This is a genomic window from Pseudomonas sp. NBRC 111132, assembly GCF_001320565.1.
Lineage (GTDB): Bacteria > Pseudomonadota > Gammaproteobacteria > Pseudomonadales > Pseudomonadaceae > Aquipseudomonas > Aquipseudomonas putida_P.
The window spans coordinates 102,964-116,209 of the sequence record NZ_BCBI01000012.1 but is presented as its reverse complement, the minus strand read 5'-3'; the positions used below and the strand labels follow the sequence as shown (position 1 = coordinate 116,209).

The 13,246-nt window shown below is 58.7% G+C and carries 12 protein-coding genes; all 12 read right to left on the bottom strand.

Annotation, left to right across the window (positions count from 1 at the left end):
• Nucleotides 1-314 (bottom strand): DapH/DapD/GlmU-related protein (locus APH35_RS08480; protein WP_060514543.1); only part of this gene is annotated, 314 nt, incomplete at its 3' end.
• Complete coding sequence (gene rfbC, locus APH35_RS29595; RefSeq protein WP_060514542.1) at nucleotides 307-1,281, bottom strand: dTDP-4-dehydrorhamnose 3,5-epimerase; 975 nt, start codon at nucleotides 1,279-1,281, stop codon at nucleotides 307-309. The genes rfbC and APH35_RS08480, both read right to left, overlap by 8 nt.
• A gap of 75 nt (nucleotides 1,282-1,356) precedes the next feature.
• Nucleotides 1,357-2,418, bottom strand: a complete 1,062-nt coding sequence (locus tag APH35_RS08470; RefSeq protein WP_060514541.1) for an LPS O-antigen chain length determinant protein WzzB — start codon at nucleotides 2,416-2,418, stop codon at nucleotides 1,357-1,359.
• A gap of 242 nt (nucleotides 2,419-2,660) precedes the next feature.
• Nucleotides 2,661-4,094 carry an MBL fold metallo-hydrolase RNA specificity domain-containing protein gene (locus APH35_RS08465; RefSeq protein WP_060514540.1) on the bottom strand — a complete coding sequence of 478 codons (1,434 nt, stop codon included), beginning with the start codon at nucleotides 4,092-4,094 and terminating at the stop codon, nucleotides 2,661-2,663.
• Between the two features lie 102 nt (nucleotides 4,095-4,196).
• Nucleotides 4,197-4,460 carry a lipopolysaccharide assembly protein LapA domain-containing protein gene (locus APH35_RS08460; RefSeq protein ID WP_012271042.1) on the bottom strand — a complete coding sequence of 88 codons (264 nt, stop codon included), beginning with the start codon at nucleotides 4,458-4,460 and terminating at the stop codon, nucleotides 4,197-4,199.
• Between the two features lie 19 nt (nucleotides 4,461-4,479).
• Nucleotides 4,480-4,776 carry an integration host factor subunit beta gene (gene ihfB / locus APH35_RS08455; RefSeq protein ID WP_003252675.1) on the bottom strand — a complete coding sequence of 99 codons (297 nt, stop codon included), beginning with the start codon at nucleotides 4,774-4,776 and terminating at the stop codon, nucleotides 4,480-4,482.
• Between the two features lie 192 nt (nucleotides 4,777-4,968).
• A complete protein-coding gene (locus tag APH35_RS08450; protein WP_177335356.1) occupies nucleotides 4,969-6,027 on the bottom strand; it encodes an acyltransferase family protein in 1,059 nt (352 codons plus the stop codon).
• Between the two features lie 92 nt (nucleotides 6,028-6,119).
• Nucleotides 6,120-7,796 carry a 30S ribosomal protein S1 gene (gene rpsA / locus APH35_RS08445; protein ID WP_003252673.1) on the bottom strand — a complete coding sequence of 559 codons (1,677 nt, stop codon included), beginning with the start codon at nucleotides 7,794-7,796 and terminating at the stop codon, nucleotides 6,120-6,122.
• Between the two features lie 124 nt (nucleotides 7,797-7,920).
• Nucleotides 7,921-8,607 carry a (d)CMP kinase gene (gene cmk, locus APH35_RS08440; RefSeq protein ID WP_012271040.1) on the bottom strand — a complete coding sequence of 229 codons (687 nt, stop codon included), beginning with the start codon at nucleotides 8,605-8,607 and terminating at the stop codon, nucleotides 7,921-7,923.
• The gene (locus APH35_RS08435) at nucleotides 8,604-10,811 is read right to left on the bottom strand and encodes a bifunctional prephenate dehydrogenase/3-phosphoshikimate 1-carboxyvinyltransferase (RefSeq protein ID WP_060492614.1); all 2,208 of its coding nucleotides are present in this window, start codon (nucleotides 10,809-10,811) and stop codon (nucleotides 8,604-8,606) included. Before APH35_RS08435 ends, cmk begins: the two co-directional genes overlap by 4 nt.
• Nucleotides 10,812-11,004: 193 nt before the next feature.
• On the bottom strand, nucleotides 11,005-12,099 hold the full coding sequence (gene pheA / locus APH35_RS08430; protein ID WP_012271038.1) for a prephenate dehydratase: 1,095 nt from the start codon (nucleotides 12,097-12,099) through the stop codon (nucleotides 11,005-11,007).
• On the bottom strand, nucleotides 12,099-13,184 hold the full coding sequence (gene serC, locus APH35_RS08425; protein WP_041166649.1) for a 3-phosphoserine/phosphohydroxythreonine transaminase: 1,086 nt from the start codon (nucleotides 13,182-13,184) through the stop codon (nucleotides 12,099-12,101). The genes pheA and serC overlap by 1 nt, the downstream gene beginning before the upstream one ends.
• Nucleotides 13,185-13,246 lie beyond the last annotated feature (62 nt).

Genomic DNA, 13,246 nt, shown 5'->3' with positions numbered 1-13,246 from the left:
CACCCCTCTTTCAGCACCGTAACTTCATAAGCTTCGGGGTAGCACTTGGAGCGCGGTACCCTGTCATTGGTGAATGTAGCATTAGGGCCTATAAAGACATTGTCCTCTATCACCAGCCCTTCCCAGAGAAACACACCACTTTTTACAGTGACATTATCCCCCAACACCACGTCGCCCTCGATCAGGGTATGGGCGCAAATATTGCAGTTGCTGCCAATCTTTGCCCCCTTGAGGATGACCGCGTATTGCCAGATTCTGGTTTTTTCCCCGATGGCATCGGTTTGCACATCGGCCAACGCATGAATACTAGTCATGTGCGACCAACCTCTTGAAGTCGTCATAACCGCGAATATAATCGCGCTCGTCGTAAGTCTCACTGGCAATGACCATCAGCACGCAATCCTCGCTGAAGTCATGCATTTCCCGCCAGACCATGTTCTTGATGAGCAAGGCTTTGTGTGGCGCATCAAGCAAATGATCAACTCGACCGCTCCCGTCATCCAATGTCATACGGCAACTGCCGGCTAAGCAGATGATCAGTTGCTGGAGATCTCGATGAGCGTGAAACCCCCGGCTGACACCTGGTCTTGTACCAAAAATGTAATAAACGCGGCGGATCGCAAATGGAATGTTCAGCGCTTTCTCTATGCTGATCAGGCTGCCGCGGTCGTCACCGATAATTGGAAGCTCCAGGTCCTCTGTCTGCCCCCTAAGAATCAGGGGCGGCAGATCTGCCTCGCCAAGCGTAGGTGCTACTGCATCCTTGTCACTGATCAACAACCCTTCCACTTGCGGCCATTCGATCGCCAGATCTGGGTCATTCCAGGCAATACTGCGCTCATGCTCTTTGGAGTACACATTGGTAGTCCGGTACTGGAAAACAGTGTCATCCTCCAACGCAATAAAACCGTGGGCAAATCCTTCTGGCACCCACATCATCTTGCGGTTGGCTGCGGACAGCTCCATTCCTACCCACTGGCCGAAGGTAGCTGAACCTTCGCGAATATCCACAGCTACATCGAATACTGCCCCCTGAACCACACTCACCAACTTACCCTGGGCAAACGGATAAAGCTGATAGTGCAGCCCGCGCATAACTCCCTTTTTGGACAGCGAGCAATTTTCCTGAACAAAAGAGGGTGGAAGGGTTATGCCTTGCACACTAAGCAACGCATGGAATTTTGGCTCACTGTAAGACTCATAGAACCAACCCCTGTCGTCCTCGTAAACAGTGGGCTCAAACACTACAACGTCCGAAATATTTGTTTCTATGAGCTTCACGCAACCAGCCTCTTTTTAAAATTCACTAATACAGTTCAACATATCCTGCCTCGGGCAGGCCTGATATCTGGAAACTCAGGCACGCTTGAGGCGGCGCATCCTTTCAGCAGAAACCAGATGAGTAAACGAAGCCAGCAGGACGCCAAGCACCAGCCCCGCGAACGCGCCCCCCATAACAATCAGAAGCTTGCGTAGCCGGACTGGGCTATCTGGGACTTCAATGGCTCCATCCTGTTGAAACACCTCAATAACAGCAGCATTCAGCGTCAGGTTGCGATAAAAATCGAGCTTCTCCTGAACCTCACGTAAATCGGCGACGAAAGGGTCATCGGACTCCCTTGCACGAAGGTTCGCAAGCTCGGCCTCCAGCGCCTGACTGCCCCGCATATAAGTCAATGCACCCTGCATGCTGCCAGACACTTCAGCGTTTAACCCATTGGCAATGATGGGTGGCTTGCTCAGGCTAACTGCCCTGGCAACTTTCAGTGCCTCTTCCAAACGAACAATCTGGTCTTCACGTTGCCTGTGTGCCGCGTCCCTCGCACTCCGAACCTGTTGCTCCAGGTTTTTTACCAGCACTTTCACTTCCGTATCAGCATCTTCCACCAGCGTTTTTTTTGCGCGGTCGCTGGCCATTTCCGAAAACCGCGTTACCCACTTCACGCTCATGTCAGGGTCGTCGCTCAACGCCCTGACTAGAATGCGCCCGGCACTGTCTCCTGCCACAGGGTCTACAGTCAATACCTTGCCAAACTGATCATAAAGTGCATCCTGAGAACCTTGGCGAGCAGCCTCAGGAAGATTAGGCAAATAGACGGTACGGAAAAACTGGCGCCGCAGTGATTCGGACTGCAGGGAACGGAGGTAGATCTCGTAAACGTCCTTAGGCGTGAATATCTCGAGACCGCTGGCCTCGGTACGCCCGTAATTAAGCTGTGCAATGTCATTTTTTGTGGGAGGAAGGATAAAAGACTTTGCTTCGTACAAAGGCGTCTTGAGCGAAACATATACAAACGCAGCTACGGTAACTAAAGCGATACTCGACAAGATAAGCAGCTTGCGGTTCCACAGCACATCCCAGAGCTCGAGGACATCAAGGTCATCATTTCCGACTTCACGGCTACGTTCATTTCGCATTTATTCTGTTTTTCCTCAGATCCGATCACTTGCATGATTCCTGTGCTAGCAAGGCTAAGCCTTGGCTCCGACAGATCCGTCATCAGGATCTGCCGAACCTCAGCGTAGCGGCAATTTGCTACTCCACCGCAAACCGCACGAAACGGCTTACAGCTTTAGCACTAATCCGACCTAAGAGGAAGACACCGTCTACAAAGTTCCACCGCAGCTCCGCGAACCGACGGCCTGCGACCAGCGACCTGCTAAGAGGCAACCATGACGTCGACCTCTATTCCGTCCTGAACACTGCGCCTGACGAGCGCCTGGGCCAAGACCATCTTCGCCCGCGCCTCTCCATGAACCAGGACAATTTTCCGGGACGCATGAGTACCCTCAAACGCGAAACTCACCAAACCCTCCTGATCCGCATGGCCACTGTACCCCGGTAAAGTTACTATTTTTGCGCGCACCTCATACATCCGCCCATCCAGATCAACCTGCACAAACCCTTCCGCCCCTTCGCTAGCCTGTATCACCGCCCCCGGCGTACCCTTGGCCTGATAGCCCACAAACATCACCTCATGCCGCGGATCTGCCAGCATGGCCTTGAGGTAATTGACGATACGCCCACCCGAGCACATGCCATTGCCGGCAATCACAATCGCCGGGCGACCGGTACTCTTGAGGTAGTTGACCACCTGCTGGTGGCGAGCATGGGTATCCACGCTGATCAGCTGACTGAAGCCGAGCGGATCACGCCCTTCAGCAACACGCGCCCTGGCCTCGTCATTCCAGTATTCGTGCAGCTCCCGGTAAACGCTGGTGATGCGCTGAGCCAGAGGCGAGTCGAGGATGATGGGCAACTGGGACCAGTCGATCGGCTCACCATCAGGGGCTGGACCGGCTGTGCCCAGTAGTGCCTTGCGGTGCAGGATATCTTCCAGCTCAAACAGCACTTCTTGAGTGCGACCAAGACTGAATGCAGGGATCAGAATAGTGCCCTTGTCGGCGAGGGCGCGATCAATGGCATCTTCCAGCCGCCGCCTACGGTCGTCGACATGCGAATGCAGGCGGTCGCCATAGGTACTTTCCAGTACGAGCACATCAGCACGCTCTGGTGGCTGAACCGGACGCAGCAAGGGGTTACCACACGCACCCAGGTCGCCGGAGAACACATAACGGCTGTTGGATTGCCCATGCTGCATGTCGCACTCGACATAAGCCGAGCCCAACAGATGGCCTGCGCGCTGCAAGCGAATGCGGCAGCCAAGGCCGGGATGCTCAACCAACGTGTGCCACTGCTCGAACGGCAGCGGCACAATAAGGTCACGAATGAATTCGAGGTACCGGGCCACCTGAGCGGGCTCACTGCTGATGCTCAGCTTGTAGGCATCCTCCAACACCAGCGGCAGCAGCCGCGCGGAAGGCTCGCTGCACACGATAGGACCGCGATAGCCGGCAGCCAGCAGCGCCGGGATACGGCCAACATGATCGAGATGAACGTGAGTGATAACCAGAGCCCGGATACCCTGAATGTCGAAGCCGAGCGCCGCGCTTTCCGCACCCGGCGCCGCTTCGCTTCCCTGCTCCAGGCCGCAGTCGATCAACAGGCTGGTTGACGGATCGACGTGCAACTGGTGGCAAGACCCGGTGACGCCGCGGGTACCACCGTGATGGGAAAGGCTGGGATATTCCATGCTGCGCACACTCGCCTGGGCCGAAAATGAAGTGCGCTATTACTCCATGTCAACCGATGTATGCATAGGTGAAACTTTCCTAAGCAGGTGTAGGAAATTTCCTTAATTTCCGCTTAGTGCCGCCTGTCGCGCAGAGGCCCTGATTTTGCGCTTGCTGCGCTGCACACCATAAGCCCCCAGCAATGGCCCTACCGCCAGACCAATGACCAAAGCTGCCAGTACCAGTACGGCAACCGGCATGGCCGGCGCGGCCCAACCGAACAGAACCAACGACACGGCCTGCTGGTTCTCCAGCACGAAGAACAGCACCACAGCCGCCAACAGCAGCACGAATACCGCCGCCAGGGCGCGCTTGAGGTTACGCATCAGATTCCTCCTTGGTTGATCAGGCTTCAGCCTCGTCTTCTTCATTGACCCGATCACGCAGCTCTTTGCCGGGCTTGAAGTGCGGCACGAATTTACCTTCGAGGCTGACCGACTGGCCGGTTTTTGGGTTGCGACCCACACGAGGTGCGCGATAGTGCAGCGAGAAGCTGCCAAAACCGCGAATTTCGATGCGATCGCCAGTGGCCAGGCATTGTGACATCTGCTCAAGCATGGTCTTGATGGCCAGCTCCACGTCCTTGGACGAGAGCAGCCCCTGATGGGTGACAATACGTTCGATCAGCTCCGACTTCGTCATATTTTTCCCTTCGTTATCAAGCAGCTAGATCATTGCTTAACCAGTTTGTAGCACGCCGGGAAGGTTTTGAACAGGGTGGTTCTTGACTTAATAAAAAAATTCAAGATTGAAGTTTTACAAGAATGGTCTAGCAGAAGGGGCTCACCATGACCCAACTCAGCGCGGGCATGCCAGCCACCCCCGCGCGCACCCTCACGCCAATTGCCGTCGAGGCCATTCATTCGAAAAGCGCCGTCTCATCAGCAATGCTGGCTTTTCCACCAGCTGCCACGACACATACCCTGCCAACCAAGAAGCCGGCACTGCGGCCAACATTAGCCAATACGGCCCGGCCCACGGCATCGCTCCCGCCAAAATCTGCTGGATCGGAAATGCATACAGATAGATCCCGTAGGAATAGTCCTGCACCAAAGAAGGCAGCCTCAATTGCGGGCAATACGCAAAATACAATGTCGCGTAAATAGTCAGGGTGGCGAAGGTAAATACCTCAAAGCGCCCACCCTTGCTCAATAAGAACAATCCAGCGCATAAGAGCAAAAGCCAGCCGGCATGCGGAATCATCGCCCTGCACGAATAGAACGCCGAGCCCGCCAGGAAACACACCACCAGCTTGAACGGGTAGTCTGCATAGGCAGGATGCAGGGTGTGCAACCCCAGCGAGACCAGCAGCGCCATCAGCGTCAGCCCCGATGCCGGCCAACGGAAAAACCTGGCCACAAGCACCAACGCCCCGAGAACCAAGTACATGCGCATTTCAAGCGGTATGGTCCACAAACTGCCATTGACCGAAACCCCTTGGAAGCGCGGGGTAAACGTCACTCCAGGCAGCACGAACTGGGCATCCTTGAAAATCAGCAGTGGGCTATAGAAGTACTTGTATACCTGGCCTTGCGAGAAATACTCGGCAAGCGGCAGCGAGGTAATCACAGGCCCCAGTACGAAAGCCATGAGGAACAAACACACCAACAGACCGGGCAGAATCCTGAGTGCACGCGCCAGGTAGAAATCCTTGACGCTGTTCCTCTCACCACTGGCAGCGATCAAAAATCCGCTGACCATGAAGAACACTTCTACACCTAGGCTGTGCACCGGCACCGGCATCCCCAACTGCATCCCCGGATCAGTGCAGCTCAGGCACTCCAAGTAAGAGAGCGCGAAGGAATGCCCAACCACCACCGCAGTTGCCGCCAGCAACCTGATGATCAGGAAATTGTTATCACGCCCACGACCTTTCATAACGTCGCCAAACATCAACATAACCGACCTGCCCCTCCGATTAGAGCCATTTTCGGCACAAAAAAAGGGCGACCCGAGGGTCGCCCTTTTTACCGATCAAACAGAACTCAGTTCTGCTTGGCCATTGCTTCGCGCAGCAGCGCAGCCATGGTGGTGTCGGCAGCCGCTTCCGGAGCGTTTTTCAGGCTCTGGATGGCTTCGCGCTCTTCAGCGTCGTCTTTCGATTTGATCGACAGGCTGATAACGCGGGACTTGCGGTCAACGCTGATGATCTTGGCTTCGATCTCTTCGCCTTCCTTCAGAACGTTACGCGCGTCTTCAACGCGGTCACGGCTGATTTCGGAAGCTTTCAGAGTAGCTTCGATGTCGTCGGCCAGGGTGACGATGGCGCCTTTGGCGTCAACTTCTTTCACGATGCCCTTGACGATAGCGCCCTTGTCATTGACAGCAACGAAGTTGGAGAACGGATCGTCTTCCAGCTGCTTGATGCCCAGGGAGATGCGCTCGCGCTCTGGGTCGACCGACAGGATGACGGTTTCCAGCTCGTCGCCCTTCTTGAAACGACGCACGGCTTCTTCGCCGGTTTCGTTCCAGGAGATGTCGGACAGGTGAACCAGACCGTCGATGCCGCCGTCCAGACCGATGAAGATACCGAAGTCGGTGATCGACTTGATGGTACCGGTGATCTTGTCACCCTTGTTGAACTGGCCGGAGAAGTCTTCCCATGGGTTGGACTTGCACTGCTTGATGCCCAGGGAGATACGACGACGCTCTTCGTCGATGTCCAGAACCATGACTTCCACTTCGTCGCCAACCTGAACGACTTTCGACGGGTGGATGTTCTTGTTGGTCCAGTCCATTTCGGAAACGTGTACCAGACCTTCAACGCCTTCTTCCAGCTCAGCGAAGCAGCCGTAGTCGGTCAGGTTGGTAACGCGAGCTTGTACGCGAGTACCTTCTGGGTAACGGGCAGTGATAGCTACCCACGGATCTTCGCCCATCTGCTTCAGACCCAGCGATACGCGGTTGCGCTCGCGGTCGAACTTCAGAACGCGTACGTCGACTTCGTCGCCAACGTTAACGATTTCCGATGGGTGCTTGATGCGCTTCCAAGCCATGTCGGTGATGTGCAGCAGGCCGTCGATACCGCCCAGGTCCACGAATGCGCCGTAGTCGGTGAGGTTCTTGACGATACCCTTGACTTGCTGGCCTTCCTGCAGGGTTTCCAGCAGGGCTTCGCGCTCGGCGGAGTTCTCGGCTTCCAGCACGCTGCGACGCGAAACAACAACGTTGTTGCGCTTCTGGTCCAGCTTGATGACCTTGAATTCCAGCTCTTTGCCTTCCAGGTGGGTGGTGTCGCGCACTGGGCGGACATCAACCAGGGAGCCCGGCAGGAACGCACGGATGCCGTTAACGTCGACAGTGAAGCCGCCTTTAACCTTACCGTTGATAACGCCCTTGACCACTTCTTCGGCGGCGAAAGCTGCTTCCAGAACAATCCAGCACTCGGCGCGCTTGGCTTTTTCACGGGACAGTTTGGTTTCGCCAAAGCCGTCTTCGACCGCGTCCAGCGCAACGTGCACTTCGTCACCGACCTTGATGGTCAGCTCGCCAGCTTCGTTGTAGAACTGCTCGAGCGGGATGACGCCCTCGGACTTCAGGCCAGCGTGTACGGTAACCCAGTCGCCGTCGATGTCGACAACGATACCGGTGATGATCGCACCCGGCTGAAGATTGAGGGTTTTCAGGCTTTCTTCAAAGAGTTCTGCAAAGCTTTCGCTCATTTTAATTCCTGTAGATTCGGGCGAAACAAACGCCCATAACCACATTCCAGACAATGTGGGTTCGTTTTAAGTAAAGGAAAGCCGGCAGGACGTTGACTGGTGCCCCTGCCTGCTTTCCTGGCTATCAGGCGAGATCGCGCTGGGCGATTTCACTTCTGATACGTTGCAACACCTGCTCGATGGACAACTCGGTAGAGTCCAACTGAATGGCATCGGCCGCTGGCTTCAGCGGGGCCACTGCACGTTGGGTGTCGCGCTCATCACGCGCACGAATCTCATCCAGCAGACTCGACAGACTAACATCTTCACCCTTGCCCTTCAACTGCAGGTAACGGCGACGTGCGCGCTCCTCCGCACTGGCGGTGAGGAAGACCTTCAATGGCGCGTCCGGGAACACCACGGTACCCATGTCGCGGCCGTCGGCGATAAGCCCCGGCACGTCGCGGAATTCACGCTGGCGCACCAACAGTGCATCACGCACGGCCGGCAGCGAGGCCACCATCGACGCACCCGCGCCGACGGTTTCGGTACGGATGACGTTGCTGACGTCCTCACCCTCGAGGATGATCTGTTGCAGCTTACCGGGCTCGGCGGCGATGAACTGCACATCCAGATGGGCGGCAAGCTTGGTCAGCAACTCTTCGTTGGTCAGGTCGACGCCGTGGTTGCTGGCATTGAATGCCAGCAACCGGTAAAGCGCGCCAGAATCCAGCAGCTTCCAGCCCAGCTCGCGGGCCAGCAGGCCGGCGACCGTGCCCTTGCCCGAGCCGCTCGGCCCGTCGATGGTGATGACCGGTGCCAGCGAATTCACGACTTGCCCTCTTCCGCCACGCGGATGCCCACTTCGGCGCACAGTGCCAGGAAGTTGGGGAACGAGGTGGCGACGTTGGCGCAGTCGTGGATGCGGATCGGCGCACTGGCGCGCAGCGAGGCCACGCTGAAGGCCATGGCGATGCGGTGGTCACCATGCCCGTGTACTTCGCCGCCGCCCAACTGGCCGCCGTCGATGATGATGCCGTCCGGGGTCGGCTCGCACTTGATTCCCAGCGTGATCAGGCCGTCAGCCATGACCTGGATGCGGTCGGACTCCTTCACCCGCAGCTCTTCGGCGCCACGTAGCACTGTGCGCCCTTCAGCGCATGCAGCCGCGACGAACAGCACCGGGAATTCGTCGATGGCCAGCGGCACCAACGCTTCTGGAATATCGATACCTTTGAGCTTGGCACCGCGCACACGCAGGTCGGCCACTGGCTCGCCGCCGACTTCACGCTGGTTTTCCAGGGTGATGTCGCCACCCATCAGGCGCAGAATGTCGATTACGCCGGTACGGGTCGGGTTGATGCCAACGTGCTCCAGCACCAACTCGGAGCCTTCGGCGATAGAAGCTGCCACCAGGAAGAACGCCGCCGAGGAAATGTCGGCCGGCACTTCGATGCGGGTAGCGGTCAGTTTGCCGCCGGACTGCAGCGAAGCGACCGGGCCGTTGCTTTCGACCGAATAGCCGAAACCACGCAGCATGCGCTCGGTGTGGTCACGGGTAGGCGCAGGCTCGGTGACAGTGGTCTTGCCTTCGGCGTACAGGCCAGCCAGCAGCAGGCAGGATTTTACCTGGGCGCTGGCCATCGGCAGCGTGTAGGTCAGCCCCTTGAGCTTGTGGCCACCACGGATGGTCAGCGGCGGGCGGCCTTCCGGGCCGGTCTCGACCACGGCACCCATTTCGCGCAGCGGGTTGGCCACACGGTTCATCGGGCGCTTGGACAGCGAGGCGTCGCCCGTCATGGTCACGTCGAACGACTGACCGGCCAACAGGCCCGACAGCAGGCGCATCGAAGTACCGGAGTTACCCACATACAGCGGGCCAGGCGGCGGCTTGAGGCCATGCAGGCCGACACCATGAATGGTCACTCGACCATGGTTGGGGCCTTCGATGACCACACCCATGTCACGGAATGCCTGCAGGGTCGCCAGCGCGTCTTCACCCTCGAGGAAGCCTTCGACCTCGGTAGTGCCTTCGGCCAGCGAGCCGAGCATGATCGAGCGGTGGGAAATCGACTTGTCGCCCGGTACGCGAATCCGCCCGTTCAGGCGGCCACCCGGTTGGGCCAGGAAAATCAGATCGTTGGCGTTCATAGCGTCCACATAGGCCCGGCGGGCCAGGATTTTACTGAAATGCTCGCGGGCAACCCGAGCGCGGGTGAATACACCCAGCAGTTGGTGCCCGTCCCCTTCAGCGATCGCGTCGCGCAAGGCGTCGAGATCGCTGCGATATGTATCAAGCGTGCGCAGGACAGCGTCGCGGTTGGCGAGGAAGATGTCGTGCCACATGGTCGGGTCGCTGCCGGCGATTCTTGTGAAATCGCGGAAGCCTCCCGCAGCGTACCGGAAGATCTCGAGGTTTTCATTGCGCTTGGCCAGCGAATCGACCAAGCCAAAGGCCAGCAGGTGCGGCAGATGACTGGTGGCGGCCAGCACTTCATCATGGCGCTCGACCGACATGTGCTCCACGTCGGCATCCAGCGCACGCCACAGGCGGTCGACCAAGGCCAGCGCCGCCGGGTCGGTTTCGACCAGCGGCGTGAGAATCACCTTGTGCCGACGGAACAGGGTGGCGTTTGAGGCCTCTACCCCGCTTTGCTCGGAGCCGGCGATGGGATGGCCTGGAACGAAGCGTGGCAGGCGCTGCCCGAAAACGGCGCGCGCCTCACGAACGACGTTGCCCTTGGCACTGCCGACGTCGGTGATGATCGCATCACCCAGGTCGAGCTGGGCCAAGCGGGCCAGGACTTTCTCCATGGCCAGGATTGGCACGGCCAGCTGGATGACATCGGCACCGACACAGGCAGCAGCCAGGTCTTCTTCGCAGCGGTCGACCACGCCCAGGGCCACGGCCTGCTTGCGCGAAGGGGCATCCAGGTCGACCCCGACCACTTCCCGGCACAGGCCGCTTTCACGCAGGCCCTTGGCGAACGAGCCACCGATCAGGCCGAGGCCGACCACGACCAAGCGGTTGATGATTGGCGCGGGTTTGGTTTTTGCTGCATTTACCACTGATGCGAACCCTGTTCTGAAATCTGGACAGCCTGTGAGACCGCAGGGGGCTGCTTTGCAGCCCATCGCGACACAAGGCCGCTCCTACAAGGGACTGCGTACTCCTGTAGGAGCGGCCTCGTGTCGCGAAGGGCCGCGCAGCGGCCCCGGCAACCTTGAATCAAAGCACCGCCTTTGGATAAGAGCCCAGCACCTTCAGCGCCACAGCCTCCTGGCTGATCTGCTCGAGCACCGCCTTGATCAGCGGGTCGCGGTGGTGGCCAACGAAGTCGATGAAAAACACGTAGGTCCACTTGCCGCTGCGCGACGGGCGGGTCTCGATACGGGTCAGGTCGATGCCGTTCTGGTGGAACGGCACCAGCAACTCGTGCAGGGCACCTGGCTTGTTGCTCATCGACACGATGATCGAGGTCTTGTCGTCACCGGTCGGTGGCACTTCCTGGCTACCGATCATCAGGAAGCGCGTGGAGTTGTCCGGGCGGTCTTCGATTTTCTCGGCCAAGCGAGTCAAACCGTACAGGTTGGCCGCCATGTCGCCGGCGATCGCCGCCGAGTTCCACTCGCCCTTGACCCGTTTGGCCGCTTCGGCGTTGCTCGACACGGCCACGCGCTCAACGTTCGGGTAATGCGCGTCCAGCCACTTGCGGCACTGGGCCAGCGACTGGGCGTGGGAGTAGATGCGGGTGATGCTGTCGGTCTTGGTGTTCTCGCCCACCAGCAGGTGGTGGTGGATACGCAGCTCGACTTCGCCGCAAATCACCATGTCATGCTCGAGGAAGCTGTCCAGGGTGTGGCTGACCGCACCTTCGGTGGAGTTTTCCACCGGCACCACGCCGAAGTTGACGGCACCGGCCGCCACTTCACGGAACACTTCGTCGATGGCCGCCATTGGCCGGCTGACCACCGCGTGGCCGAAGTGTTTCATGGCCGCGGCTTGGGTGAACGTACCCTCGGGGCCGAGGTAGGCGACTTTCAGCGGCTCTTCCAGGGCCAGGCACGACGACATGATTTCGCGGAACAGCCGCGCCATCTCTTCGTTGCCCAGCGGGCCCTTGTTGCGCTCCATCACGCGTTTGAGCACCGCAGCTTCACGCTCGGGACGGTAGAACACCGGCTTCTCGCCTTCTTTCAGCGAGGCGGTCTTGACCCGGGCCACTTCTTCAGCGCAACGGGCGCGGTCGCTGATCAGCTCGAGGATTTTCTCGTCGAGGCTGTCGATGCGTACGCGCAGCGCCTTGAGCTCCTGTTCGGACATCAGCCGTGCTCCTTCTCGAATTCAGCCATGTAGCCCACCAGCGCGTCCACCGCCTCCAGGCCCAGGGCGTTGTAGATGGAGGCGCGCATGCCGCCAACCGAACGGTGGCCCTTGAGATTGAGCAGGCCACGGGCGTCGGCGCCGGCGAGGAAGGCCTTGTCCAGGCGCTCATCAGCCAGGCGGAACGGCACGTTCATCCACGAACGAGCATTGACGCTGATCGGGTTGGTGTAGAAATCGCTGTTGTCGATGAAGCCGTACAGACGCTCTTTCTTGGCGCGGTTGCGCTGCTCCATGGCGTCGACGCCACCCTGCTCTTTCAACCACTCGAAGACCAGGCCCGAGAGGTACCAGGAGTAGGTGGCCGGGGTGTTGTACATCGAACCGTTGTCGGCCGACACCTTGTAGTCGAGCATGGTCGGGCAGCTGCTGCGGGCGCGGCCCAGCAGGTCTTCACGGACGATCACCACCACCAGGCCGCTTGGGCCGATGTTCTTCTGCGCGCCGGCGTAGATCAGACCGTACTGCGACACATCGATCGGACGCGAGAGGATATCGGACGACATGTCGACGACCAGCGGCACGTCACCGGTTTCCGGCACCCAGTCAAACTGCAGGCCGCCAATGGTCTCGTTGGACGCATAGTGCACGTAGGCCGCGTTCTTGGTCAGGCTCCACTCGTTCTGACCTGGGATGGCCAGGTAATCGTATGGCTTGGCGCTGGCGGCGACATTGACGTTGCCAAAGCGGCGCGCTTCCTCGATGGCCTTTTTCGACCAGATACCGGTTTCGATGTAGTCGGCGGTACCGTTTTCCGGCAGCAGGTTCAGCGGGATTTCAGCGAACTGCTGGCTGGCACCACCCTGCAGGAACAACACCTTGTAGTTGGAGGGGACGGACAGCAGGTCACGCAGGTCCTGCTCGGCCTTTTCGGCGATGGCCACGTAATCGTCGCTGCGATGGCTCATTTCCATCACCGACAAGCCCTTGCCACGCCAGTCCAGCATCTCGGCCTGGGCGCGCTGCAGGACAGCGTCAGGAAGCGCGGCAGGGCCTGCGCAGAAGTTAAAGGCTCGTTTGCTCACATCCACTCTCGCTCTGCCAAATAGAACAAATTCGTTGTTGCCTGCTGCAATCAGTCAAACGG